The organism is Pseudomonas sp. IT-P100 (assembly GCF_949767185.1).
Classification (GTDB): Bacteria; Pseudomonadota; Gammaproteobacteria; order Pseudomonadales; family Pseudomonadaceae; genus Aquipseudomonas; species Aquipseudomonas fluorescens_B.
Genome location: NZ_CATKQK010000044.1, coordinates 261,633 through 287,469, shown reverse-complemented (window position 1 = coordinate 287,469; position 25,837 = coordinate 261,633). Strand labels below are relative to the sequence as shown.

The 25,837-nt window shown below is 58.7% G+C and carries 17 protein-coding genes and 1 pseudogene; 7 read left to right on the top strand and 11 right to left on the bottom strand.

Annotated features, from left to right (window positions below):
- Nucleotides 1–75 precede the first annotated feature (75 nt).
- Nucleotides 76–2,769 (top strand): putative bifunctional diguanylate cyclase/phosphodiesterase, encoded by a 2,694-nt coding sequence (locus ACM6IQ_RS23550; RefSeq protein WP_017336193.1) that lies wholly within the window; start codon nucleotides 76–78, stop codon nucleotides 2,767–2,769.
- A gap of 64 nt (nucleotides 2,770–2,833) precedes the next feature.
- Nucleotides 2,834–3,481, top strand: a complete 648-nt coding sequence (gene msrA, locus ACM6IQ_RS23545; protein ID WP_017336192.1) for a peptide-methionine (S)-S-oxide reductase MsrA — start codon at nucleotides 2,834–2,836, stop codon at nucleotides 3,479–3,481.
- Between the two features lie 157 nt (nucleotides 3,482–3,638).
- Here msrA and ACM6IQ_RS23540 read toward each other — a convergent pair whose 3' ends face one another.
- Nucleotides 3,639–4,475, bottom strand: a complete 837-nt coding sequence (locus tag ACM6IQ_RS23540; RefSeq protein ID WP_017336191.1) for a 23S rRNA (adenine(2030)-N(6))-methyltransferase RlmJ — start codon at nucleotides 4,473–4,475, stop codon at nucleotides 3,639–3,641.
- Between the two features lie 230 nt (nucleotides 4,476–4,705).
- Between ACM6IQ_RS23540 and ACM6IQ_RS23535 the strand changes: the two genes are divergently transcribed.
- The 3 genes from ACM6IQ_RS23535 to ACM6IQ_RS23525 are packed head-to-tail and all read left to right on the top strand — an operon-like array spanning nucleotide 4,706 to nucleotide 6,081.
- A complete protein-coding gene (locus ACM6IQ_RS23535) occupies nucleotides 4,706–5,095 on the top strand; it encodes a hypothetical protein (RefSeq protein WP_414879972.1) in 390 nt (129 codons plus the stop codon).
- Between the two features lie 30 nt (nucleotides 5,096–5,125).
- The gene (locus tag ACM6IQ_RS23530) at nucleotides 5,126–5,668 is read left to right on the top strand and encodes a type VI secretion system amidase effector protein Tae4 (RefSeq protein ID WP_414879971.1); all 543 of its coding nucleotides are present in this window, start codon (nucleotides 5,126–5,128) and stop codon (nucleotides 5,666–5,668) included.
- A complete protein-coding gene (locus tag ACM6IQ_RS23525; RefSeq protein ID WP_414879970.1) occupies nucleotides 5,665–6,081 on the top strand; it encodes a hypothetical protein in 417 nt (138 codons plus the stop codon). The genes ACM6IQ_RS23530 and ACM6IQ_RS23525 overlap by 4 nt, the downstream gene beginning before the upstream one ends.
- 65 nt (nucleotides 6,082–6,146) lie before the next feature.
- Here ACM6IQ_RS23525 and ACM6IQ_RS23520 read toward each other — a convergent pair whose 3' ends face one another.
- From ACM6IQ_RS23520 to putP, 6 genes are all read right to left on the bottom strand, one after another.
- Entirely contained in the window at nucleotides 6,147–6,464 is a 318-nt protein-coding gene (locus ACM6IQ_RS23520) for a hypothetical protein (RefSeq protein ID WP_017336188.1), read from the bottom strand.
- 479 nt (nucleotides 6,465–6,943) lie between these two features.
- Nucleotides 6,944–7,363 (bottom strand): hypothetical protein, encoded by a 420-nt coding sequence (locus ACM6IQ_RS23515; RefSeq protein WP_414879999.1) that lies wholly within the window; start codon nucleotides 7,361–7,363, stop codon nucleotides 6,944–6,946.
- Nucleotides 7,360–12,159 (bottom strand): RHS repeat-associated core domain-containing protein, encoded by a 4,800-nt coding sequence (locus ACM6IQ_RS23510; protein ID WP_414879969.1) that lies wholly within the window; start codon nucleotides 12,157–12,159, stop codon nucleotides 7,360–7,362. The genes ACM6IQ_RS23515 and ACM6IQ_RS23510 overlap by 4 nt, the downstream gene beginning before the upstream one ends.
- Nucleotides 12,159–12,896 carry a DUF4123 domain-containing protein gene (locus ACM6IQ_RS23505; protein ID WP_414879968.1) on the bottom strand — a complete coding sequence of 246 codons (738 nt, stop codon included), beginning with the start codon at nucleotides 12,894–12,896 and terminating at the stop codon, nucleotides 12,159–12,161. Before ACM6IQ_RS23505 ends, ACM6IQ_RS23510 begins: the two co-directional genes overlap by 1 nt.
- Nucleotides 12,886–14,775 carry a type VI secretion system tip protein VgrG gene (locus ACM6IQ_RS23500; protein ID WP_414879967.1) on the bottom strand — a complete coding sequence of 630 codons (1,890 nt, stop codon included), beginning with the start codon at nucleotides 14,773–14,775 and terminating at the stop codon, nucleotides 12,886–12,888. The genes ACM6IQ_RS23505 and ACM6IQ_RS23500 overlap by 11 nt, the downstream gene beginning before the upstream one ends.
- A gap of 271 nt (nucleotides 14,776–15,046) precedes the next feature.
- Entirely contained in the window at nucleotides 15,047–16,531 is a 1,485-nt protein-coding gene (putP, locus tag ACM6IQ_RS23495; RefSeq protein ID WP_017336183.1) for a sodium/proline symporter PutP, read from the bottom strand.
- Nucleotides 16,532–16,993: 462 nt separating this feature from the next.
- Here putP and putA point away from each other — a divergent pair, with 462 nt between their 5' ends.
- On the top strand, nucleotides 16,994–20,947 hold the full coding sequence (putA, locus tag ACM6IQ_RS23490) for a trifunctional transcriptional regulator/proline dehydrogenase/L-glutamate gamma-semialdehyde dehydrogenase (protein ID WP_414879966.1): 3,954 nt from the start codon (nucleotides 16,994–16,996) through the stop codon (nucleotides 20,945–20,947).
- 246 nt (nucleotides 20,948–21,193) lie between these two features.
- Nucleotides 21,194–22,996 carry an acyl-CoA dehydrogenase gene (locus ACM6IQ_RS23485; RefSeq protein WP_414879965.1) on the top strand — a complete coding sequence of 601 codons (1,803 nt, stop codon included), beginning with the start codon at nucleotides 21,194–21,196 and terminating at the stop codon, nucleotides 22,994–22,996.
- Nucleotides 22,997–23,138: 142 nt separating this feature from the next.
- On the opposite strand, the gene ACM6IQ_RS23480 is transcribed toward ACM6IQ_RS23485, so the two are convergent.
- The 4 genes and pseudogenes from ACM6IQ_RS23480 to ACM6IQ_RS23465 all read right to left on the bottom strand — a co-directional run bounded on the left by ACM6IQ_RS23480 (nucleotide 23,139) and on the right by ACM6IQ_RS23465 (nucleotide 25,706).
- On the bottom strand, nucleotides 23,139–23,870 hold the full coding sequence (locus tag ACM6IQ_RS23480; RefSeq protein ID WP_414879998.1) for a methyl-accepting chemotaxis protein: 732 nt from the start codon (nucleotides 23,868–23,870) through the stop codon (nucleotides 23,139–23,141).
- Between the two features lie 132 nt (nucleotides 23,871–24,002).
- Nucleotides 24,003–25,031, bottom strand: a pseudogene (locus ACM6IQ_RS23475) (cache domain-containing protein); the annotation flags it as partial.
- Nucleotides 25,032–25,176: 145 nt separating this feature from the next.
- On the bottom strand, nucleotides 25,177–25,479 hold the full coding sequence (locus ACM6IQ_RS23470; RefSeq protein ID WP_017336179.1) for a cell division protein ZapA: 303 nt from the start codon (nucleotides 25,477–25,479) through the stop codon (nucleotides 25,177–25,179).
- Nucleotides 25,476–25,706, bottom strand: a complete 231-nt coding sequence (locus tag ACM6IQ_RS23465; protein WP_017336178.1) for a hypothetical protein — start codon at nucleotides 25,704–25,706, stop codon at nucleotides 25,476–25,478. The genes ACM6IQ_RS23470 and ACM6IQ_RS23465 overlap by 4 nt, the downstream gene beginning before the upstream one ends.
- Nucleotides 25,707–25,837: the final 131 nt, after the last annotated feature.

Sequence of the window (25,837 nt, the reverse complement as noted above, 5' to 3'; positions counted from 1 at the left end):
AACCTTGCCGCAGGCAACAGTAAAGAGGGCGAGAGCCCGGCGCGATCAGCACATTCGAAGCGAGTTTCCCTCCATATGAAGAGCCAACCCGATGCCGCCAGCCGTATGGTGGCCGAGGTAGTGACGCAGTTGCCTGTGCCCTCGCGGCTCGGCATGCTGCGTTTCGAACGGCTGAATGAACCAAGCTGGGCGCTGCTGTTTCTCGATCCCAATTGCGAGCGACAGTTCGGTCTGCCGGCAGTGGAGCTCTGCGCCCTGGTCGGCTCACCCTACGCCAGCCTGATGGAGCCCGAAGCGCGCTATCAGCTGCATGACGCCATCCAGCAGCAACTCACCGAGTGCCCGCATTACCTGATCCGCTACTCCCTGCACACCGCCGCCGGCACGTTGAGCCTGCTGGAAATGGGCGAAGCCTACAAACAACACAACAGACACCTGCTGCGCGGCTACCTGCTGGTGGTCGACGGTCTGTTCGAGGGCGAACCGCTGCTGCCGGCGCTGGACCTGGAAACCCAGAACTCGCGCCTGCAGATCGCCCTTGAACTCAATCAGCGCGCCCAACAGGAGCAACTCCTGCACCTGGATCGCGTGCGCGCCCAGCAAGACCTGATCCTGCTGCTGACCCGCCAGCGCTACAGCTCCGGCAATTCCCTGCAAGAAGCCGCTGAACTGATCACCCGCAGTGCCTGTGACATCTACGAAATCGACTGCGCCAGCCTGTGGAACCTCGACGGTTCGATGTTGGTGCCGATCTCGGCGTATCACCGTGCCACTCGGGAATACGCGATGCCGGAACCAATCGACATCAGCGGTTTCCCCGATTACATGGATGCGCTGCACGGCAGCCGAGCGATCGATGCGCACAATGCGATTCGTGATCCGCGCACCCGGGAAATGGCCGAGAGCCTGCGCCCGCGCAACGTCAACGCGATGCTCGACGCCAGCATTCGCGTGGATGGCCAGGTGGTCGGCGTGCTCTGCCTGGAACAAACGGGTGCGACCCGCGCCTGGCAGTCCGACGAAATCGCCTTCGCTGGCGAGCTGGCCGATCAGTTCGCCCAGGTCATCAACAACCACAACCGCCGCACCGTCACCAGCGCCCTGCACCTGTTCCAGCGGGCGGTCGAGCAGAGTGCCAACGCCTTCTTGCTGGTCAATTGCGACGGTGTGGTGGAATACGTCAACCCGAGCTTCACCGCGATCACCCAGTACAGCACCGAAGAAGTCCACGGCCAGCGGCTGTCGGAACTGCCGGCCCTGGAAAACCTCAGCGAACTGCTGTTCGACGCGCCCTCGGCGCTGGCCAAGAGCAACAGCTGGCAGGGCGAATTCAAAAGCCGGCGCAAAAACCTCGAACCCTACTGGGGCCAGTTGTCGATCTCCAAGGTGTACGGCGACAACCGCGAGCTGACGCATTACATCGGCATCTACGAAGACATCACCCAGACCAAACTCGCCCAGCAGCGCATCGAGCGCCTGGCCTACACCGACAACCTGACCAACCTCGGCAACCGACCAGCGTTCATCCGCAACCTCGATGAACGCTTCGCCCGAGACAGCGACACCCCGATCAGCCTGTTGCTGGTGGACATCGACAACTTCAAGCGGATCAACGACAGCCTCGGCCACCAGACCGGCGACAAGCTGCTGATCAGCCTGGCGCGGCGCCTGCGCAACAGCCTGATCCCGAGCGGCAGCCTGGCGCGTTTCGCCAGTAACGAATTCGCCGTACTGCTGGACGACACCGACCTCGCGATGGGCCAGCAAGTCGCCAACCAACTGCTGGCGACCCTCGACAAACCGATGTTCGTCGACAACCAGCTGATCAGCGTCACCGGCTCTGTTGGCCTGGCCTGCGCGCCACTGCATGGCCGCGATCCACAAACCCTGATGCGTAACGCCGGACTCGCGCTGCACAAGGCCAAGGCCAACGGCAAGCACCAGGTCCAGGTGTTCACCGAAGCGCTGAACGCCGAAGCCAGTTACAAACTGTTCGTCGAGAACAACCTGCGCCGCGCCCTGACCCAAAACGAGCTGGACGTGTTCTACCAGCCCAAGCTCTGCCTGCGCAGCGGCCGCCTGCTCGGCATGGAAGCGCTGCTGCGCTGGAACCATCCGGAAAAGGGCATGATCCGCCCGGATCAGTTCATCAGCGTCGCTGAAGAAACCGGCCTGATCATTCCAATCGGCAAATGGATCGCGCGCCAGGCCTGCCGCATGAGCAAAGACCTGACGGCGGCGGGCCTGGGCAACCTGCAAGTGGCGATCAACCTGTCACCCAAGCAGTTTTCCGACCCGGACCTGGTGTCGTCGATCGCCAACATCCTCAAGGAAGAAGCGCTGCCGGCGAACCTGCTGGAGCTGGAACTGACCGAAGGCCTGCTGCTGGAAGCCACCGAAGACACCCACTTGCAGCTCGACCAGCTCAAACGCCTGGGCCTGACCCTGGCCATGGACGACTTCGGCACCGGTTACTCGTCGCTGAGTTACTTGAAAAAATTCCCGATCGACATCATTAAGATTGATCGAAGCTTCATTCACGAAATCCCGGACAACCAGGACGACATGGAAATCACCTCCGCGGTGATCGCCATGGCCCACAACCTGAAAATCAAGGTCGTGGCGGAAGGCATCGAGACGGCCGAGCAGTTGGCTTTCCTGCGCCGCCACCGCTGTGACGTCGGCCAGGGCTACCTGTTCGACCGACCGATCCCGGGCTCCGAGCTGATCGAAAAGCTCAAGCGCTACCCGCGTGGCCCGCTCGCCTGACAGCGGGGCTGCATTCGGGCAAACTGCGCGTCTGACAATTTCAACCTGACTGAGAGGACTGATAATGGTTCTGCGCTCGGAAATTCTGGTGAACAAAAACGTGCTCCCTACAAAAGAACAAGCGCTGCCTGGCCGCGAAACCCCGATGACCGTGCCGGAAAAACACTTCGTCCACGACGCCCCGCTGCTGGGCCCGTTTGCCATGGACGTGGATTTCGCGATCTTCGGTCTCGGGTGCTTCTGGGGTGCGGAACGCAAGTTCTGGCAGCGTGAAGGTGTGGTGAGTACGGCGGCGGGTTACGCCGGCGGCTTTACGCCGAACCCGACCTATGAAGAAGTCTGCTCGGGCCTGACCGGCCACAGCGAAGTGGTATTGGTGGTCTACGAGCCGGCGAAAGTCAGCTATGAAGAGCTGCTGAAGATGTTCTGGGAACTGCACAACCCGACTCAGGGCATGCGTCAGGGCAACGACATCGGCACCCAATATCGCTCGGTCATCTACGCGACCAACCCGACTCAATTGGCAGCCGCCAATCACAGCAAGGAAGTATTCCAGGCCGAGTTGACCAAGGCGGGTAAAGGCACGATCACGACTGAAATCGAAGAAGCGCCGACGTTCTACTTCGCCGAGGCCTATCACCAACAGTATCTGGCCAAGAATCCAGAAGGGTATTGCGGGATTGGCGGTACGGGCGTGACGTGCCCGATCTGACTTAGCGCAATACCTGTGGCGAGGGAGCTTGCTCCCGCTCGGCTGCGAAGCAGTCGTAAAATCGGTATGCGGGTTCTTGCTGAATGAACATCGCTACCGAAATCAGGGCCGCTCCGCGCCCCAGCGGGAGCAAGCTCCCTCGCCACAAATTCTCTGCTTACTCAGCAATCAACCAATCCATCTGCCACCCACCCTGGGTCTGCCCAAGCTTCTTGGACAACCACGGCAGCAACTCACGCAATTCCTCTTCCAGCCCCCACGGCGGATTCGCAATCGCCAACCCGGAACCGTTCAAACTGTTCGGCGTGTCCAGTGGATGCACCAGCAATTCCACCCGCAACAACTTCGGCGCGCCCGACCCTGCGAGATCCTGATAGAAACGCCGCAACATGCGCTGGTCCTTCACCGGGTACCAGATCGCCGCCACGGTCTGGCGCATCCGGCCAACCGCCTCTTTCAGCGCCGCCGCACAGCGTTGCATTTCATCCAGCTGCTCAAACGGCGGATCGATCAACATCACCGCCCGCTTCTCCTGCACCGGCAGCATCGCCCGGGGCACATGCCAGCCTTCGCCCAGGTGAACCTTCACCCGACGGTCGCCGGCCATATTGTCCTTGAGCAACACACCGTCTTGCGGATGCTTCTCGTTGAGCATCACCCGATCCTGCGGCCGCGTCAGACGCCGCGCCAGCTCCGGCGACCCTGGGTAATAGCGCAACTGGCCATCCGGGTTCATGTCATGCAGCACCTTCATGTAATCGGCGGTCAACGCCGGCAGGTCCGGCTGATCCCACAACCGCGCGATGCCTTCCAGGTACTCCCCGGTGCGGCTCGCCTGATCACCCTGCAGGTCATACAGACCAATGCCGGCGTGAGTGTCGAGATAGGCAAACGGCTGCTCCTTGCGCGACATCAGGGCGATGAGGCGGGTCAAAGTCAGGTGTTTGAACACATCGGCGTGATTGCCGGCATGGAAGGCGTGACGATAATTCATGATTGCTCCTGCGAAGGCCGGGAAGTTTACCTTGTACCGAGGCGAACGTCAGGGCTTCGCGGCTGAGCGGGCATTCGCTCATTCAATTGCGATCACGTCCCTGCGTCGGAGCTACCGACGGCTGCGATTTTCCCTCGTCCATTGGACACGTGGCAAGTTGCCCAGCCTGCAGCAAAGGAAAAGGCCCTATCGTCGCGGTCGGGCCCAGAACCATTACATTACCGGCCGGATTGGTTGCCCTGGAAGGTGATTACGTTGCCTGCGGCTGCCCTCCACAATCCAACAAGGTGATGTTTGCTCAGTCATCTGTATACGGAGGAGCCGAACACAACAAAGCAGATTTTTCAGGCATCACTGCCGCGCTCAATCGCCCCAAGACCATCACTGATATTTCCTTGTCCTATGGCGATGCGCAGGTGCCTGTTGAGTCAGTTTCCCGGTTTTACACCGACTTGAATATTCATGTAAAAACCTCGGGTTATTCTCCCGGCGAAACGGTTACCGTCAACATTAGCGGCCCCACCGAAAAAGCGTTGACCGGGATAGTCGGAGCCAAAGGCATAGCCATCATTCCAAACGCATTTGGAAGCGAAATTATTGACATGGAAGGGGAAGCATAATGGCTCAAGTTGTCATCAGTTCCGGGGGGGGTGTCTTCCAACATTTCGGTTAAACGGCCTCGTTTCAGCACTTTATGGAACGCATATGCAGAAGTGGGTCATAAAGGCTCAGTGGAGGTTTATGGACTTGTCGGCGGCGGAGTCGAAGCGGCAAGAGTTGAAAAGCCTGATGCTTATGCGAATGCCTGCGCCTTGAGGATAAGCAGAGCCTTTAACTATGGCGGATACAAAATCCCCAAAGGCACGATCATAAAAAACCAGCCCATCTATCGATTGAGTGGAGCGGACCAACTCCCCTACATCATGAAGGTGGTAGATTTCCTCGCATTTCTTAGACATAACTGGGGCGAACCCGACCATATTTTGACGCAAAGTAATTCAAATTTTATAAATGGCAAAAAAGGCGTCATTGTCATGGAGATCACCGGGTGGAGCGACGCATCAGGCCACGCGACCCTTTGGAACGGGAGCGTGACCGGTGACGAAAGTGACTACCATAGGCAAGACAGCCACACCTATGACAATCCGAGGGTAGAGCTGGAAAAAATAAACTTTTGGGAGTTGAAAGGATGACGCGCTCGCAGTTAATTGTGCTGACACTGCTATTGGTTTCAGGACGAGCCATATCTGCTGAAATCAGTATCGACAAGGCTCGAGAAACGCTTAAAAATTATGGGTTGGCCAACTGTATTTCCGGCCAATTCAAGGGCGAGTCAGAAATCAAATCTGATATAGGACTCGCGATTGGCGCCTACTCGTCGATGGGAAAAGGTCAGCATCTGATCGTTCAAAACGAGGACACCCTTGAAGTCACGCACGATCCCTACGCAGAAACCGAGAAATACATGCGTAATGCCTACGCAAGGACCTCATCCGTCAGCAAGCACTCCGATAAAAAAATGGTTTTTTATGGTTGCCTAGAGGTTTACAACTCCGCGGAATTCGAAGCATTCGTCAAATCTCAGGATCAGTACCTACCAAAGTAGGTCATCAAAAATCATCCGGACGATCCTTCCTGCAATTACACCGGAAGGATCCCCCTTTACCGATGTTACGACAGCGCTTTCAACCGCCGCCCCAACACATCCAGCACATCACACCCATCCCGCAACGGAATGGCACAGAGCAAGGCAAAGTCACTGAGGATGAAGGACTGACACTCGACCGAGCCACGCATCGACAGGTTTTCCATGACTTGGGTGACGGCGCGGATACGAAAGCTGGCCGCGTCGTATAAAACGTCGAGTGGTGCGAGGGTATCGACGAACAAGGTGGGCATGTCGTCGCAGTTGCTGGTCAGTGCCATGAAACGGCTTTTGGGTGGAGGGGCTGGTTTTTCGTAGGGTGGATCGGGGTGGAGATTTGTCATCAGTCTGATTCCTAACGTATGAATTGGACCGCCAACAATCACTTCCACGCAATGGGTGGCGGCTGTACGCAGGTGTGGAAGACCGAGACGTTAGGCACTCGGCGCACTCGAAAGCGCCCCGCGCACAGCCACCATAAAACACAGACGATAAAAAACGCCGAACTGGTGGCGCTTGACGCGCCTAACGATAGAAGGGCTTCCACACCCTGTCACTGAATTTGCAGTGACCACCCAAGACTATCGATACGGCTCGATGCGTACCAGTTCATGGAAACCGATAGAAATTGAAGGAAACTTCCGACGACCTTGCCCAGAAATTTCGCTGCCTGTAAGACCGCCTTCGCGGGCAAGCCACGCTCCCACAGGACCAAGTCAAGCCACAAAAAACGGGAACGACTTCAATCCTGTGGGAGCGTGGCTTGCCCGCGAATTGAGCGCGAAGCAGTCATAAAATCTATCTGAGTCAGAGATCGCAAGACTTACCAAGTTGATTGATCTTCGAGGCTGGCTTTATGAAGGTCGTCTTTCCATTCCTCTTGCGCTAGTGCGTATACATCCTGAAGAAATTCCCGAGGGTTCTCCAGTTCGTACCACTCCCCACGTGGCCAGCTCGCAGCCTCACCCTCATCAATATCAAATAACTGCTGAAAATTATAGCTCTCATCATTCAGCTTATTTGCCAGCGCCTCCACCAAAACAAACTTATGCCTATAGGATAAGTAGTTTAAGTTCAAACTATACTTTCTGATCAGCTCAGCTCTGTCGTATTTATTATTAGGATCATAGACTTCAAGCTCTACACCTAGCGTTTCTTCGCGATCATAAACACCAAAAACCCCGACAAACCACATTAAATTCGGATCAAATTTTTCATCTAAAAATGGATCACGCAACATTATTTTCTCTCCGCAGGAAACGCAGTATAGGGACGGTTCACATCATCCTTGTCAAACTTAACTTCAAACCAATCCAAATCCTCATTCAACTTAGGATTATCTATATCCCTTCTGTTTGGCCTATAACCACGACCAGCTCCAGGAAGCTCCATCCGCACAATCGGATCTTGGTTGTGGTCTTTCCCCGTATGTGGGCTGAGACCTAACATTTCCCTAGTCATTGCCTTGTTCAAGGCATTGAAATGCATTCTCCAATTGCTGAACTGGGAGCTTAGATTTCCTCTTGCTCCTCTCGGTATTCTTCCAGTGTGAGGATCCGCTCCATTAATGGCACGCTGCTTAAGCGCAATGTCTGAAATGTCTGAACTGTGCTTTTTAACAGTGTGCATGTCGTATTTGTGTTCCATCGCCTCGACTCTTCCTTTGGCATTAGCCTCGGCCAATTCATCAATCCTCGCCCGCCGCTGCTCAGCCGTCATCTTCGGAAGAGCCGGTTCACCCTCTTTAACCTTAGCGGCCGCCGTATCATCCGGTGCGCCGCACCCTGGCTCATTCGTTCGGGGGCAGTTGCCGTTCAACCCCAACGGATCAACCCACCCCGTCGGATTCAGCGCGTAGCGGTACTGATTCAGCCCACCCGCCAGCTTCACAGGATCCGGCGTCAGATATCGCCCTACCTCCGGATCATAGTACCGATGCCGGTTGTAATGCAGACCGCTCTCGACATCAAAGTACTGCCCCTGAAACCGCAGCGGTTGTTCGAGCCGCTCTCCCCCGCCAACTGCTAAATGCGTGACTTTTCCGTAGGCGTTGTACTTCGCCGACCAGACAATCTCGCCACCAAAATCCGTCAGTTCCTGCGGCGTACCAAGGTGATCGAGCTGGTAGTAAAACGGGCACGCCTTGCGCGGGCCTTTGCCGTCGAGCATGGCCAATGGGCGAAAAGTGCCGGGTTCGTAGACGTAGCTGCGGTAATGCTCGCGGCTGCTTTCGGCGACGAGGTTGTCGCCCTGCCAGAAGAATTCGGTGGTGTGACCGTCGACGGTTTTGGCGATGCGGCGGCCGAAGGCGTCGTAGCGGTAACTCGCGCAACGTCCGTCGGGTGTGGTGACGCCGATCAACCGGTGCTGGCAGTCGTAACGGTAGTCGGTGACGAGTTTTTGCCCAGTACCGCACCGCTCGCGGATGAGGTTGCCAAAGGCGTCGTAGTCGTAATGGCGGTCACCCTGCATCAGCAGGCGATTACCTTTAACGGTCGCCACGCCGGGGCGATCCTGCAACAGCAGGTTGCCAGCAGGGTCGTGAGCGAAGGTTTCCGGTAGGTCGTCGCGGGTATGGCGTACGCGGGTCAGGCGGTTGAGCGGGTCGTAGTAATAGCTGCGCTGGCCGTGGCGGCTGTCGGCGATGGTCGCCAGGTTGCCGTTGACCGCGTAGCTGTAGTGGCGCAGGTACAGCGATCGGGTTGGCTGGTTGATCGCGTGGGCTTGCAGCCGGCCCTGTTCGTCATAGTGATAGTGGCTGGTGAGTTGACCTTGTTGGCGTTGCTGCTCGCGGCCGAAGGCGAATTGGTGGGTGGTGAGCCGCGCGCCATTGAGGTCGATGGCGCTCAGCGCGCCGCCCTTTTCGTGGTGGTAGTCGAGTTTGCTGCCGTCCGGCAGGCGCATGCGGTTGAGCTGGCCGCAGGCATCGTAGCCATAGCGCAAGGTGCCCCAGCCCTGATGTTCGGTGATCAGGCGGTCCTGTTGGTCGTACTCGAATTCCAGCGGATGATCGTGGCCGTCATTGACGTTGATCAGGCGGCCAAGGCTGTCGTAGCCATACTCGACCTTGATGCCGTCGGGCAGCGTCTTGACCAGCAACCGCCCTGCCGAGTCTCGTTCATAAGCGGTAACCCACCGCGCCCCCTCATCGCCGAACTCGGTTTTCTCCAACAGATGGCCGTTGAGGTCGTAGGCATACGCGGTGCGACGACCATCGAATCCGGTTTCCTGTCGGATCAATCCGCCGGGCGTGTAATCCAGGCGGTATTTCTCACCCGACTCGTTTTCGATTTCCGTCAGTAATAGCTGTGCGTTGTCGTAGCGATACTTCAGCTGCGAACCGTCGGCATTGACGCGGCGGCTGACCAAGTGCAAATCGTCGAGGTATTCGTAGCGCGTGGCACGACCCAGTTCGTCACGTTCAGCGGTGATTTTTCCGTAGGCGTTGTAGCTGAATGCCCGAGTGGCACCTGTGGGAAGCGTCGTCTGAAGCAGTCGTCCGACGGCATCCCACTGGTAGCGGGTGACGGCGCCGTGTTCGTCCTGGCGGGTAATCTGCCGACCCAACGCATCGTAGGAAAACCGCCGCTGACCACCGTCCGGCAAGGTCTCTTCAACCCGTTGGCCCAAGGCATTCCAGACGAAGAGATGACGGCTGTTATCCGGATACCGGATCGACAGCAACTGCCCTTTTTCATCGTAGTGATAGTGGGTGACATGACCGTCAGGATCGGTCGCCTCGATGACATCGCCCTGGGCATTGCGCCGATACGTCCACACGGCTTTGCCGCGGGACTGCGCATGCAGGAAACCGTTGCGATACTCGTAGGAAGTTGGTTCCTCTTCCGGTGGAATCAGCGCGACCAGCCGCCCGACTTCGTCGTAGTGGTATTCGGTGACGGCGCCGAGCGGATCCTGCTCGGCAATCAACCGGCCTTTGTCGTCGTAGGCCTTGAGGTGTTCGCCGCCATCCAGCCCGATCCTGCGCACCAACCGCGCGCGATCATCGTGCTGGTAAACCTCTTCGCTGCCATCACTGTTGCGGACCGTGACGCTGCCCGCGTCGTCCCAGACATACCGCGCCTCCATCTGGGCAAACGACGCCCAATGTCGGATGCATCGCGCCGCCTTGCCGGACCGTTCCCACTCCCAGAAGAAACTCGCCCCACCGGCCAGTTGCCGCTGCAGGATGACGTGCTGATCGTCGTAGTCGTAACGTTCGCTTTCGCCGACAGCGTTGGTGGCTTCGATCAGTTGCCAGCGGTCGTTGTAGCGATAACTGATCAGCGTCTGTTCGGAGTGCCAAGCCTGGTCGAGATTTTGGGCCGGGACGAAAACCTGATAATCGACGGCGACCAGATGGCTGCGCTCATAACGCAACAGCAAGGCACGGCCGGCGCCGTTATCGAGGCGCTTGATGCGCTCCTGGCGGTCGCGTGTGACGCGCAGTCGGTTGTCGTAACCGTCGCTGATCGTTGTCAGTCGGCCGTTGATGAAGTGATAGAAACGCGTGTCATCGCCGGCCTGGGCGAGGATCAATTCTTCTGGTTCGTCGCCCAGGAAAATTGCCGCGCGCGAGAGGCTGTTGTGGATGGCCGGGCGTTCGATGCTCGGCAGTGGAAAAGAGGTGCGGCGATTTTCGTGATCGATCCAGATGACGTTGTCGCCCTCGATTTCCAGTCGATGCGCGAGGCTGTGACTCCAGCCGAAACCGAGCCCGCCATCGATCTCGACAGCGCTGGTGCGGTAGAGGCGGGTGAAGTCGAACGGCAGGATGCCGTCCAGCGAGCCGTCAGTGAGGGTCAGCAGCTCTTCGCCGGTGACCATCGACACCGGGCATTTGTTGGTGGCGGTTTTATCGGCGGAATCGGCAGGGTCGCCGTTGGGGTTTTTCGCCTGAACCGGGACGTCGTCCTGGTGTTCGGTTTGCTTGAGGGTCGTGTTGCGTTTGGCGTCCCAACGCAGCTGCACCCCGCCACTTCTGGGGCCCGCCGCCACGCCCCTTGCTGCGACCTTTTTGTAGCGGTCGACGTAGCTCATGAAGTTATCGATGAGGTTGAAGATCGCTTTGACGAATCCCTGCACGGCGCTGACGAGGCGGGCGCCGTAACTGGCAAAACGCATACTCAGATAAGCAATGCCAGCCCCCGCGCCAGCGAAGGTCAGGACAATCCCGATCAGAATGTCGATGAGCAACTGCACGACGACTGTTGATACAGCCTCGGCGGTTTTTCCGGCGACCTCGCTGGGCGGCAGCATCTCCAACCAGAGGCTGGCGGTGCGCAGCAACAAACACAGTGCCGCTTCATCGCTGGCCAACAGTTGGACTTTTGCCATCACGTCCGGAGCCGTTTTTGCGAGCCTGGCCAGCTCATCAGCACCGCTACCCAGTCGCTCAACGAACTCGCCGGGATCCTTGAGAATGTCCGAGAGCACGTTGAGGCTGTCCCACACACCAATAATTGCGGCCCAACTTCCAGCAAGCATGCCGTTACCCGCTGCGGCAAAAACCGACTGCGACCATTGCGGCTTGAAACCTTGCCACTCGTTGCGCAGCCAGGTTTCGAGTTGTTCGCTCAGGTCGTCGTAAGACTTGAAAAGCTCATCAACTTGATCCGAAGTCACCGCGCTGTGGACATGAACACGGTAGAACTTGCCGGGTGTACCTTCGAACCGTCCCTTGCCGTTTTCATCAAGCGTGACCGTTGTCTTTTCGCCGCCATCAACGGCAATCACATCAACCTGAATGTTCCCCAGTGGAATGTCGTAAACCGACTCGAACTTGCTTTCGATCTCCAGAATCCTGCTCTCAGGACACTGAGCAACACTGGAGATAAAATCGTCATCGCTACTGCTGACCGACTGGGTGGTACTGCCGAGCTTGATTTGCCGTTCCACGCCCATCAGCGAAGGCATGTCCGTCGCCCGGCTGACTTTGTCGGCAGTACGGTTGAACCAGTTGCCAAGTTGTTCGCGATAGAGCGTCAAGGTGTCTTTGAAGCCGTCGAGCTCCTGCTCGATCTGTACGATCTGATCCATCAGTCCAGCTCCGATATCAGGTAATCCACCAAGGCTGATTTCGGTGCTGGCGGCAGGTCTGGCGCCTCTAAAAAGACCACCACCTTGTGCCGCAAGACGTTTTCGGAGAACGCCTCGAAAAGATCAGGACGGTCCTCGCTCAGCCACTTGAGCAAGTTGTTCACCCGAGTGGTGCTTGACTGGTCAGCGAGATGTTCCAGCAGCGTTGCGGAGACTTCCCACCATGGAAAAACCCTGGAGGTTTTCAGCGCGTCACCGCCAATTTCAAGTGACTGGCCATTGATCAGGCAACGCCCGATCACCGGCATCAGTTGTGCCGCGTTTACCTCGGCAGACTGAAGAATCGGCAATAAATAACGCCCATCCCAGAAACGGAAAAATACTACGCTGCCATTAGGCAAAAGCACTTGCGTAAGGCTGCATAAATGCTCGACCAACACTTCCCGAGTCGAAGAAGACACCGCGAGCCAACCCCAGTCGCAAGACTCGGTCGTGGCCGCCCATTCCAGAAACTCACTGCCGGCAGCAACGATTCCGACATAAGGCATGACCGGTTCCCACTCGGCATAGTCGGTGTCGGCCCAGATCGGACTGGGTGCTTGAGCGGCGATCGATCGCTGCCAGGCCTTTAAGGGTTCTGCGGAGCTTGTATTGCTGAAGATCGCGAACAGTTGCTCCGAAGGTTTCAGCGGTTGGCGCTCCAGCCATTCGCGAGGTGACAAGCGATCAGGCTGCACAGACACCCTCCTTGCAACGCGCGCATTCTTCGCAGAACGGCGCGTCGCTTTTGAGGCTCAGAATCTGTGCGACGCTGAGAGCGGCGAGCTGTCTTTGGCTGCTCGGCGCACTCATTGCCGGCATCGGTGCACCACCGAGTTCTATCGGAACGCTACTGAAGATCCCGGCGGGGCCGATGTTGATCCAGTGCCCGCCCGCCTGAAGCGTGACATTGGTACCGCCTTCGATGACGACTTGTCCGCTCGCGTTAAGGCTCTGGTTGCCGACGCTGATATGTCGATCACCGCGCACGTGCAGGTTATCGCTTACACCAACGACCGCACTGCGCCGGTTGCCGACCTCGACGTGCAAGTCGCTCAATACCTCTTGAGTCCAGTTTCGCTGGGCCCGCAGGTAGATTTCCTCGGCGCCTTTGCGATCCTCAATGCGTAATTCGCTGTAACCGCCACCACCGGGACTGCTTTGGCTGCGGAAAATGCTGCGGGTTTTGTCGGCGGGCAGATTCAGTGGTGCCGAGTTGGCGCCATTGGGAACGCAGCCCATGACCACCGGTTTATCCACGTCGGCATCGACGAACCCCACCAGTACTTCCATGCCGACCCGAGGAATCAGTGCGATGCCGTAGCCGTCATGCGCCCAGCCCGTGGCGACGCGCAGCCAGCAACTGGAATGTTCGTTGCGCTTCCCGTCACGATCCCAAGCAAGCTGTACCTTGACCCGGCCGTACTCGTCGCAGTGGATCTCGCTGTCACTTGGGCCCGTGACTACAGCCGTTTGATAACCGGTGAAAGAGGGTTTCCCGATATGAACCGGGCGAAACGAAACATCCCACGGCGTTGCCAGAAAGGTATTTCGATAGCCTTGGAAATCTTCCGGGTTGCTGCCGGCCATCTCTTCCAGCACCTGCGGCTGACGGCCATGGTGTTCAATTTGGGTGATCAGCCACAGGTCATTCCATGTCTGACGCGGGTGCTCGGCCAAGCGTAGGAAATGCCCGCTGACCAAAGCAGTTTCATCGCCCCACCCTTCAGCCTGACGGTAGTCCGCGTTGTGGCGTTCAAGCGCTCGCTGAGCCAGCTCCTTACCGTATTCGCGATCCGTGAACTGGCCTGGAAAGTGGTAATCCTCAAGGGCCGGCAACTGCCCGTTGTCGATTCGGCTTTCAAGTTGCAGTCGCGGTTTGTGGAAGTCGTAGTCGCGACGAGCTACCGCCGTGGTGCGGGTTTCCAGTCGTACGTTGAAGCGATTGATCGCTGGCGCATCTGCCGCCATACCGGTGTCAGGCAAGTAAAGCGTCGGTTTGGCGATCAGAGGAAAAACCGTCTGATCATCACCAAACACCAGCAAATGCCCGTCGATGCTGTGCTGGAAGTGGTAGTGAATGCCAATTTCGGCACATAACCGCTGGATGAACGCCAGATCGCTTTCCGCGTATTGCACGCAGTACTCGCGCTCGGGGTAGTCACTGCCAAGACGAAACGCGAAGGCATCACGCTGGATGCCATGATCCTTGAGAACCTGCGCAATGATCGTCGGCACGCTTTTGTGCTGGAAGATCCGCTGATTGACGCGCTGCCCGAGGTAGCTCAGACGCGGCACCAGGCTGATCTGATAACGCGTCAGACGTTGACCGGAATCGCCTTGGCCCACCCGATAAATCTGACCGTGGATGCCGCAACCTTGCGCATCTAAACTCAGAAACGCCTGACAATGCAGAAGGCTTTCGAGATCGAGGTCCGGCCGTTCGCTGACCAGTTCCAGGTCAAAACGGTAGGGCTGGCTGATGGCTTCCTTTCCCGTGAACTCAAGCACCTTGAGCTCATTCTGGTTGCCGTCGACGGTCAGCGTGAAGCGCGGTTGATTGGCGAGAGCGAACATCCGATGTGTCTCTGCAGAATGTAGGCGGGCGATTCTGCATGAGCGACAAGGGGTGTTGATGAAGGGACAGGAAACTCAGATTCACCCTACTTTTTTATAGATTCTTCCTTCAAAAATCGGGACATCCGACTACAGACATCCCCCTCAAAACCACCACCGGCCAATGGGGGAGCGGGTCTTTGTCACCCGCAAGCAAAAAAAACGGCCCGCCTCCAAAGGAAGCGGGCCGTTTTCATGTTCGGCGAAAGGTCGGAGCCTCAGCTCGTCCCGATCACTTGTTCAGGCGGAAATCTGCCTCGGCAGCGGCAAAGCGCTGAAGCATGCCCGCCGTCGGGTTGCCCAGTTTGCTGACGATGTAGATCGCCAGGCTGGCGAAGATGAAACCAGGGATGATTTCGTACAGACCCAGCAGCTCGAAGTGTTTCCACACGATGACGGTGATCGCGCCAACCAGAATACCGGCCAGTGCGCCGTTGCGGGTCATGTCTTTCCAGATCACGGAGATCAGCACAACCGGACCGAACGCAGCACCGAAACCGGCCCAGGCGTAGCTGACCAGACCCAGTACACGGTTGTTCGGGTTAGCCGCCAGCGCGATAGCGATCAGGGCAACCAGCAGCACCATGGCGCGACCGACCCAAACCAGCTCAACCTGGGAAGCGGTTTTGCGCAGGAAGGTTTTGTAGAAGTCTTCGGTCAGGGCGCTCGAGCACACCAGCAACTGGCAGCTCAGGGTGCTCATTACCGCGGCCAAAATAGCCGACAGCAGGACACCGGCAACCCAAGGATTGAAGAGGATTTTGGCCAGCTCGATGAACACGCGCTCCGGGTTTTCGGTCACAGGACCAGCCACTTCAGGGTGCGCGGAGAAGTAAGCGATACCGAAAAAGCCTACAGCCACGGTGCCGCCCAGGCACAGGATCATCCAGGCCATGGAGATGCGGCGAGCCTTGGCGATCGACTTGACCGAATCCGCCGCCATGAAACGCGCGAGGATGTGCGGCTGGCCGAAGTAGCCCAGGCCCCAGCCCATCAGCGAGATGATGCCGACGAAGGTGGTGTTTTTCAGCATGTCGAAGTTGCTGGCGTCTTGCGCTTCGATGGCCAGGAACGTGGTGTCGACGCCGCCGGTGGCCAGCAGCACGATGATCGGCGTCAGCAACAGAGCGAAGATCATCAGCGTGGCTTGTACGGTGTCAGTCCAGCTTACTGCCAGGAAACCGCCGACGAAGGTGTAGGCAATCGTCGCCGCAGCACCGGCCCACAGCGCTGTCTCGTAGGACATGCCGAAGGTGCTTTCGAACAGGCGGGCGCCGGCCACGATGCCGGAAGCGCAGTAGATGGTGAAGAACACCAGGATCACGACCGCGGAGATGATCCGCAGCAGACCGCTTTTGTCTTCGAAGCGGCTGGAGAAGTAGTCCGGCAGGGTCAGCGCATCACCGTTGTGCTCGGTCTGCACGCGCAGACGGCCGGCGACGAACAGCCAGTTCAGGTAAGCACCGATGATCAGGCCGATGGCGATCCAGCTTTCGGACAGGCCGGACATGTAGATGGCGCCCGGCAGGCCCATCAACAACCAGCCGCTCATGTCGGAGGCGCCGGCGGACAATGCAGTCACGACGCTGCCCAGGCTGCGACCGCCCAGAATGTAGTCAGAAAGATTGTTGGTGGAACGATAGGCCATGAAGCCGATCAGCACCATTGCTGCGATGTAGATCACGAAGGTGATCAGGGTTGGATTGCTAACGCTCATTAAGTTACGCCCTGGCTTTGTTTTTATGTAGCGGCGGCTGGTGAACCGCGCGCAAACGACGACGTTTGACAGACGATTTCAGATCCCGCGCATTTATGACTGATGTTTCCCCAGGAAAGCCATCAGCCAGATACACCTGTCTTTTTGACTGGTTGCACCTTAGCCGCGAATGCTATTCAACAATGCAAATAAGGTGCAACCCATTTCGCGAGAATAAGTTGCACCTAGTCGGATTTATCCGAAAAAAGCCGGTTTTTGCTTCCTTTTAGCGCAGTCAACGACCGTTCCTAGAATTAAAAGCACCAAGCAAGTGCGGTACGTTCGTATCGGAATTTATTTCCTGACGAGCTGCTTATAATTCCGACAAAAAAAGGGTTGCACCCGGTTGCACCTCAAAGGTTGCCCAGCTAATCTTGCGGCCAGCTGATGCCACGCGGTCGTGGCAAACATGAGGATAAAAATATGGCTACCACCACCCTTGGGGTCAAACTTGATGACCCGACCCGCGAGCGCCTGAAGGCGGCCGCGACCTCGATTGATCGCACGCCGCACTGGCTGATCAAGCAGGCAATTTTCAATTACCTGGAAAAACTCGAGGGTGGTGCAACCCTGACCGAGCTGAACGGTTTGACCTCCAAAGAGGCTGACGACAGTGGCGAAGTCCATGTCGACCATGCACACCAGTGCTTCCTCGAGTTCGCCGAAAGCATCCTGCCGCAATCGGTGCTGCGTGCTTCGATCACCGCCGCTTACCGTCGCCCTGAGCCGGAAGTGGTGCCGATGTTGATCGAACAGGCTCGCTTGCCGGTCGCCATGGCCGAAGCCACCAACAAGCTGGCGGCCTCGATTGCCGAGAAACTGCGCAATCAGAAGAGCGCCGGCGGCCGTGCCGGGATTGTTCAGGGCCTGCTGCAGGAGTTTTCCCTGTCGTCCCAGGAAGGCGTGGCGCTGATGTGCCTGGCCGAAGCGCTGCTGCGCATCCCGGACAAAGGCACTCGCGACGCACTGATTCGCGACAAGATCAGCACCGGCAACTGGCACCCGCACTTGGGCAACAGTCCGTCGCTGTTCGTCAACGCCGCTACCTGGGGCTTGTTGCTGACCGGCAAACTGGTCGCCACCCACAATGAAGCCGGCCTGACTTCGTCCTTGAGCCGCATTATCGGCAAAAGCGGCGAGCCGATGATCCGCAAGGGCGTCGACATGGCCATGCGCCTGATGGGCGAGCAGTTCGTTACCGGCGAAACCATCGCCGAAGCCCTGGCCAACGCCAGCAAGTTCGAAGCCAAAGGCTTCCGCTATTCCTACGACATGCTGGGTGAAGCCGCACTCACCGAGCACGACGCGCAGAAATACCTCGCCTCGTACGAACAAGCCATCCACTCGATCGGCAAAGCGTCCCACGGTCGTGGGATTTATGAAGGCCCGGGCATTTCCATCAAGCTGTCGGCACTGCACCCGCGTTACAGCCGTGCGCAGTACGAGCGTGTGATGGACGAGTTGTACCCGCGCCTGTTGTCGCTGACCCTGTTGGCCAAGCAGTACGACATCGGCCTGAACATCGACGCCGAAGAAGCCGACCGCCTCGAGCTGTCGCTGGATCTGCTGGAGCGCCTGTGCTTCGAGCCGCAACTGACCGGCTGGAACGGCATCGGCTTCGTGATCCAGGCTTACCAGAAGCGTTGCCCGTACGTGATCGATTACGTGATCGACCTGGCGCGTCGCAGTCGTCATCGCCTGATGATCCGCCTGGTAAAAGGCGCGTACTGGGACAGCGAAATCAAGCGCGCCCAGGTCGAAGGCCTGGAAGGCTATCCGGTCTACACCCGCAAGGTGTACACCGACGTTTCCTACATCGCCTGCGCGCGCAAACTGCTGTCGGTGCCGGAAGTCATCTATCCGCAGTTCGCCACGCACAACGCCCACACCCTGTCGGCCATTTACCACATCGCGGGGCAGAACTATTACCCCGGCCAGTACGAGTTCCAGTGCTTGCACGGCATGGGTGAACCGCTGTACGAACAGGTTGTAGGCAAAGTTTCCGAAGGCAAGTTGAACCGTCCGTGCCGCGTGTACGCTCCGGTTGGTACTCACGAAACACTGCTGGCGTACCTGGTTCGTCGTCTGCTGGAAAACGGCGCGAACACCTCGTTCGTCAACCGTATCGCCGACCAGTCCATTTCGATCCAGGAGCTGGTGGCCGATCCAGTGGCCAGCATCGAGCAGATGGCGACGCTGGAAGGCGGCTTCGGCCTGCCGCACCCGCGTATCCCGCTGCCGCGTGACCTTTATGGTGCCGAGCGCGCCAACTCCAGCGGCATCGACATGGCCAACGAACATCGTCTGGCTTCGCTGTCCTGCGCTTTGCTGGCCACCGCTCACAACCACTGGAAGGCCGCACCGATGCTCGGTTGCGCCTCCAGCACTGAAACACCTGCGCCAGTGCTCAACCCGTCCGATCTGCGTGACGTGGTCGGCCATGTGCAGGAAGCAACCGTCGAAGACGTCGACAACGCGATCCAGTGCGCCCTGAACGCTGCGCCGATCTGGCAGGCCACTCCGCCCGCCGAACGTGCTGCGATCCTGGAACGTGCCGCCGATTTGATGGAAGGCGAGATTCAGCCGCTGATGGGCCTGCTGGCTCGCGAAGCCGGCAAGACCTTCGCCAACGCCATCGCCGAAGTGCGCGAAGCCGTGGACTTCCTGCGTTATTACGCCGTGCAGGCTCGCAACGATTTCACTAACGACGCCCACCGCCCATTGGGTCCGGTGGTCTGCATCAGCCCGTGGAACTTCCCGCTGGCGATCTTCAGTGGTCAGGTGGCTGCTGCCTTGGCCGCCGGTAACCCGGTTCTGGCCAAGCCAGCGGAACAAACCCCGCTGGTCGCCGCTCAAGCCGTGCGTCTGTTGCTCGAAGCCGGGATTCCGGAAGGCGTGCTGCAACTGTTGCCGGGTCGTGGCGAAACCGTTGGCGCCCGTCTGGTCGGTGACGATCGGGTCAAAGGCGTGATGTTCACCGGCTCCACCGAAGTCGCTCGCTTGCTGCAACGCAACGTCGCCGGTCGTCTGGATGCACAGGGTCGTCCGATTCCGCTGATCGCCGAAACCGGCGGCCAGAACGCGATGATCGTCGACTCCTCGGCACTGACCGAACAGGTTGTGATCGACGTCGTATCGTCGGCCTTCGACAGCGCCGGTCAACGTTGCTCGGCCCTGCGTGTACTGTGCTTGCAGGAAGATTCCGCTGATCGCGTCATCGAAATGCTCAAGGGCGCCATGGCTGAATGCCGTCTCGGCAACCCTGAGCGCCTGTCCGTGGACATCGGCCCGGTGATCGACGCCGAAGCCAAGGCGGGCATCGAGAAGCACATCCAGGCCATGCGCGACAAAGGTCGCAACGTGTATCAGGTGGCGATCGCCAACAGCGAAGAAGTCAAACGCGGCACCTTCGTGATGCCGACGCTGATCGAGCTGGAGAGCTTCGACGAACTGCAACGCGAGATCTTCGGCCCGGTGCTGCACGTGGTTCGCTACAAGCGCAAGGACATCGACCAGTTGATCGGCCAGATCAACGCTTCCGGCTACGGCCTGACGCTGGGCGTGCACACGCGTATCGACGAGACCATCGCCAAGGTGATCGACAACGTCAACGCCGGTAACGTCTACGTGAACCGCAACATCGTTGGCGCTGTGGTTGGCGTGCAACCGTTTGGTGGCGAAGGCCTGTCGGGCACTGGCCCGAAAGCCGGTGGTCCGTTGTACCTGTACCGACTGCTGTCGACCCGTCCTGCCGATGCGATCGAACAGTCCTTCGCTCGCGGCGATGCCGTCACTGCACCGGATGTTCGTCTGCGTGACGCCATGAGCAAACCGCTGACCGCGCTGCAAGCCTGGGCCGACAGCAACAAGCTCAGCGACCTGAGCACTCTGTGCGTGCAGTTCGCGGCGCAATCGCAAAGCGGGATCACCCGTGTGCTGGCGGGGCCGACTGGCGAGCGCAACAGCTACGCCATTCTGCCGCGTGAACACGTGCTGTGCCTGGCGGAAGTCGAAGGCGATCTGTTGACTCAACTGGCGGCGGTATTGGCTGTCGGTGGTTCAGCGGTTTGGCCGGAAGCTGACTTGACCAAGGCATTGTTCGCACGCCTGCCAAAGGAAATTCAGGCGAAGATCAAGCTGGTTGCCGACTGGAACAAAGACGAAGTGGTGTTTGATGCGGTCCTGCATCACGGCCATTCCGATCAGCTGCGCGGGGTTTGCCAGCAAGTGGCCAAGCGTGCCGGGGCGATCGTCGGGGTTCACGGGTTGTCCCAGGGCGAGACCAACATCGCGCTGGAGCGTCTGGTGATCGAGCGGGCATTGAGTGTTAACACCGCTGCGGCGGGTGGTAATGCAAGCTTGATGACGATCGGCTAAATCGCAACAAGACCGGGCGTCCGCAATGGTCGCCCGGTCAGCAACATCCCCTGTGGGAGCTAGCCTGCTAGCGATAGCGGTATAGCATTCAACTAATATGTTGAATGTTATGGCCTCATCGCGAGCAGGCTCGCTCCCACATTTGATTCGCGCTGCCCGCATCCCACCATCACGCTCATCAATCATCCTGTTCAGCCTCTATTCCCACGCCTAGACTCGGTCCATTCCAAAAAAAGGTAGGCCGCCATGTCCGAGACGTTGCTCAGTTCCCGCAATCTGGCTTTCGAGCTGTATGAAGTCCTCGATGCCGAAGGCCTGACACAGCGTGAGCGTTTCGCCGAGCACAATCGCGAGACCTTCGATGCTGCCATCGGCACTGCCCGCAACATCGCCGAGAAGTTCTTCGCCCCGCATAACCGCAAGGGTGACGAGAACGAACCGCGCTATGAGAACGGCCAGGCGATTCTGATTCCGGAAGTGAAACCGGCCGTGGATGCTTTCCTCGAAGCCGGTTTCCTCAACGCTGCGCGCAGTTTCGACGCCGGGGGCATGCAACTGCCTACACTGTTGTCCCAGGCCTGCTTCGCGCACTTTCAATCGGCCAACGCGGCGTCAACTTCTTATCCCTTCCTGACCATGGGCGCGGCGAACCTGATCGAAAGCTTCGGCACTGAAGAGCAGAAACAACGCTTCCTGCAGCCGATGATCGACGGCCGCTTTTTCGGCACCATGGCGCTGACCGAGCCCCATGCTGGCTCATCCCTGTCGGATATTCGTACCCGCGCGGAGCCGGCGTCGGACGGTACTTATCGCCTGAAGGGCAACAAGATTTTCATCTCCGGCGGCGATCACCCGCTGTCGGAAAACATCGTGCACATGGTGCTGGCCAAACTGCCGGACGCGCCGGCCGGGGTGAAGGGGATTTCGCTGTTTATCGTGCCCAAGTTCCTGGTCAACGATGACGGCAGCCTGGGCAAACGCAATGACGTGTTGCTGGCCGGCCTGTTCCACAAGATGGGCTGGCGCGGCACCACGTCTACGGCGCTGAACTTCGGCGACAACGGCGAGTGCGTCGGCTATCTGGTGGGCAAGCCGCACCACGGTTTGAGCTACATGTTCCAGATGATGAACGAAGCGCGGATCGGCGTCGGCATGGGCGCGGTGATGCTCGGCTACGCCGGTTACCTGTATTCGCTGGAGTACGCCCGCGAGCGCCCACAGGGCCGCGTGCCGGACAGCAAAGACCCGAACACCACGCCGGTGGCGATCATTCAACATGCTGACGTGAAACGCATGTTGCTCACGCAAAAAGCCTACGTCGAAGGTTCGTTCGACCTTGGGTTGTATGCGGCGCGATTGTTCGATGACACCACGACACTGGAAACCGAAGGCGAGCGCAAACAGGCGCATGAGCTGCTGGATTTGCTGACGCCGATCGTCAAATCCTGGCCGTCGGAGTTTTGCCTGAAGGCCAACGAACTGGCGATCCAGATTCTCGGCGGCCACGGCTACACCCGTGAGTACCCGGTCGAGCAGTATTACCGCGACAACCGTCTGAACCCGATTCATGAAGGCACCCACGGCATTCAGTCGCTCGACCTGTTGGGGCGCAAACTGGCGCAGAACGGTGGCGCGGGACTCAAGCAATTGATCCGCCTGATCGCCAATACTGCCGAGCGCGCTCACGCATACGATTCGTTGACCCCTTTGCGTGAACCGCTGGAGAAACTGGTGGCACGCCTGCAGACCGTGACCATTGGCCTGCTGACCGATCTGGGCCAAGGCAAGGTCAACAGCAGCCTGGCGAACTCGGCGCTGTACCTGAAAGTGTTCGGGCACACAGTGATTGGCTGGCGCTGGCTGGAACAGGCGATTCGCGCCGAGGAAGGGTTGGCCAAAGGGAATGCGGCGGATGTGGGCTTCTATAAGGGCAAGCTGCAGGCGGCGCGGTATTTCCTGACGTGGGAAGTGCCGGGTTGCCACCATGAACTGGCGATTCTTGAGGCTCGGGATGATGTGTGTCTTGGGATGCAGGATGAGTGGTTTTAACTAAAGCTTTGCAATGCTGCTGAAATCCAATCACGAGCAGGCTCGCCCCCACAGGGATCTCTGTCGGTCACAGATAATGTGATCAACACCCGAATCCTGTGGGAGCGAGCCTGCTCGCGATGGCATCAGCACAACCAACACATCACTTCAGCTTGAAACTGCCCATCTGCCGCGCCAGATCATCCGCCAACCGCTGCAACGTCTGACAGTCCTCACGGCAAGCCCTGACCTCCCCCGCCGTCGCCCGGGCCAGATCGGAAATCCCCTGCACATTGCGGTTGATCTCTTCCGTCACCGCCGACTGCTCTTCCGTCGCGGTCGCCACCTGATGGTTCATGTCGCTGATGCGCTCGACCTGCCCGGTAATCGCCGTCAACGACGCCCCGGTGCGCTGGCTGGACTCAACCCCGGTGCCCGTCGCCGCTTGCCCGGTGTGCATCGACGACACCGCGTTCTCCGCGCCCTGCTTGAGGCTGCCGATCATCTGCTGAATCTCATCGGTGGAAGCCTGCGTACGTCGAGCCAACGTGCGCACTTCATCCGCCACCACCGCAAATCCACGCCCCATGTCCCCGGCCCGCGCCGCTTCGATGGCCGCGTTCAACGCCAAAAGGTTGGTCTGCTCGGAGATCCCGCGAATTACCGCCAGCACCTGATCGATGGACGCCACCTGATTGGCCAGCTCGCCTACCGCGCTAGCGGCGTGGCCGATTTCATCGGACATGCTTTCAATATGCCGGATCGAACCGCCGACCACTTCCCGCGCCTGCATCGCCTCATCGCGAGCATTCTGCGAAGCAACCGCGGCGTTGCCGGCGTTCTGCGCGATTTCCTGCACGGTCAGGCCCATTTCGTGGACGGCGGTGGCGACCATGTCGGTCATTTCCTGCTGACGCCCGGAGCGTTCGGCGGTGTTGTCCACAACCTTCGCCACCTGACTGACTGCGGTGCGCAAGCGCTCACTGGTGGTCAGCACTTCACCGATCATCTCGCGCTGACTGTCGAGGAATCGATTGAAACCGCGCGCCAGGTCGCCCAGCTCATCGGCGCGGCTGGAATCTAACCTGTGGGTCAAATCTCCACCACCGCTACCGATGGCTACCAATGCCGCTGTTACCTGACGAATCGGGCGCACCAGGCCACGGGCCAGCAACACCACCAGCAACAGGCACACCAGCGCCACCGCCAGACCGATGCCGCTGCTCATCCACATGGCGCGGCGGGCTTCGGCGTAGATCTGCGACTGTGGCACTTCGGCCACCAGGGTCCAGCCCAGATCCCGCAAAGGCAGGCTCAATGCCAGGAAATCTTCGCCGTCGCGGGTGAATCCGCTGCTGGTGGCGGCTTTTTGACCCATGACTGTTTGCGCCGCTGAGCCGCCAATTTGCTCGGCCAGGGTCCGTTTTCCGCTGAACTGCGCCTCGGGATGAACCTGGATCAAACCGTCGGAACGTACGAGATAGACCTTGCCGCGTTCACCAAAATTGAAGTTGTGGATCAGCTCCGACAGCTCTTTCATGCTCAACCCGAGGCCCGCAACGCCCACGACTTTGCCGGCCTGTTCGACCTTGAGGTCGATGAACAGCGCCAACTCTCCGGTCGCGGTGTCATTGTCGATATTGAGGGTGCGCGGCTGGTTGCTGTCGAGGAACGAGTAGAACCAGGCGTCCTTGGGGTTGGATCGGCTGAGGGTCCGGTCCAGGCCTTTTTCAGTGAAATAGTGGTTTGAAGCCGTGCCGACGATCAGCGCGGTAAACGCTTTGTGTTCCGCGCGAATGCCTTCCAGATACTCCACGAACGCGGCGGTCCGGGCACTGTCTTCACCCCCGGCCAGCCAGTCACGCACCATGCTGTTGCTGGCGATGTCCTTGGCGGCGGTAAGGGGTTGCACCAGGATGCGTTCGATGTCGTTGCGCATCGCTTCGATGCTCGACGGCAGCGCTTGTTCGACAAGGTAGCTCTGGGCAAGACGGTTGACCACGAGGGTATAAATGCCAACCACGATCAGAATACTGACCAGCAGGGCGGTGCCCATGCTCAGGATCAACTGCCATTGAATACTGCGTCGCCAGAACTGCATGGAGCACCCCCAAAGAATAAGAGGCTGAAACACTGCAACAGCCGTGCCGATTGTATACAATACAAACGACAATTTATTCTTTGGTTGTGCGCAAAGCCGATCAGGCCTGATTGATCGTCTTGGAGATCACTTCAACCGTGGCGCTGACTTGCTCTTGGTAACGGTCGAGTTCGAGCTTGTGTTGCTTTTGCATTTCGATCTGCTGCGAGCACAGATTCATGGCTGCCAGCACCAGCAGGCGGTCACCGATCAGCGTCGGGTACTTTCTTTTGGTGTCGGCCAAAGCGGCTTTCAACATCATGGCGGCGTCCAGCAGGGTTTGCTCTTCCCCGGCCGGCGCCTTGATCGAATAGTCCTCCCCCAGGATCGAGACGACTTTTACCCCTGCGGCGCCCTGACTCATGCGCTGACCGGGCCGGCGCTGACGCGTTCAACCAGGGCCTGAATGCGGGCGGCGGTGGCGCCTTGTTTTTCTTCCTGTTCCATCAGACTCAGCTGCAGGCTTTCGTTTTCATCCTTGGCCTGGGCCAATTCTGCGCTCAGGGTCTGGTTGGTGCCGAGCAGGTTCTGGTTCTGTTGAACAAGGTCGCTGACCAGCTGTTCCAATTGGCTTAGGGATGCTTCCAACATTTTGATTTTCCAGGCATTTTCAAAGGGCGCGTACGATAAAGAAAAGTCACCACGGATGCCAGGGTTATTGGGGCGCAAGGCCTTGATTTTGCTGGCGGGTGACCTTCCTCGCGAACTTTAAAGACTGTGAT

Excerpts from the sequence above, each read along its gene's own strand:
- ACM6IQ_RS23550 (WP_017336193.1), top strand. The coding sequence starts at position 76 with ATGAAGAGCCAACCCGATGCCGCCAGCCGTATGGTGGCCGAGGTAGTG.
- msrA (WP_017336192.1), top strand. The coding sequence starts at position 2,834 with ATGGTTCTGCGCTCGGAAATTCTGGTGAACAAAAACGTGCTCCCTACA.
- ACM6IQ_RS23540 (WP_017336191.1), bottom strand. The coding sequence starts at position 4,475 with ATGAATTATCGTCACGCCTTCCATGCCGGCAATCACGCCGATGTGTTC.
- ACM6IQ_RS23525 (WP_414879970.1), top strand. The coding sequence starts at position 5,665 with ATGACGCGCTCGCAGTTAATTGTGCTGACACTGCTATTGGTTTCAGGA.
- ACM6IQ_RS23520 (WP_017336188.1), bottom strand. The coding sequence starts at position 6,464 with ATGACAAATCTCCACCCCGATCCACCCTACGAAAAACCAGCCCCTCCA.
- ACM6IQ_RS23510 (WP_414879969.1), bottom strand. The coding sequence starts at position 12,159 with ATGGATCAGATCGTACAGATCGAGCAGGAGCTCGACGGCTTCAAAGAC.
- ACM6IQ_RS23500 (WP_414879967.1), bottom strand. The coding sequence starts at position 14,775 with ATGTTCGCTCTCGCCAATCAACCGCGCTTCACGCTGACCGTCGACGGC.
- putP (WP_017336183.1), bottom strand. The coding sequence starts at position 16,531 with ATGAGCGTTAGCAATCCAACCCTGATCACCTTCGTGATCTACATCGCA.
- putA (WP_414879966.1), top strand. The coding sequence starts at position 16,994 with ATGGCTACCACCACCCTTGGGGTCAAACTTGATGACCCGACCCGCGAG.
- ACM6IQ_RS23485 (WP_414879965.1), top strand. The coding sequence starts at position 21,194 with ATGTCCGAGACGTTGCTCAGTTCCCGCAATCTGGCTTTCGAGCTGTAT.
- ACM6IQ_RS23480 (WP_414879998.1), bottom strand. The coding sequence starts at position 23,870 with ATGGTCGCCACCGCCGTCCACGAAATGGGCCTGACCGTGCAGGAAATC.
- ACM6IQ_RS23470 (WP_017336179.1), bottom strand. The coding sequence starts at position 25,479 with ATGAGTCAGGGCGCCGCAGGGGTAAAAGTCGTCTCGATCCTGGGGGAG.
- ACM6IQ_RS23465 (WP_017336178.1), bottom strand. The coding sequence starts at position 25,706 with ATGTTGGAAGCATCCCTAAGCCAATTGGAACAGCTGGTCAGCGACCTT.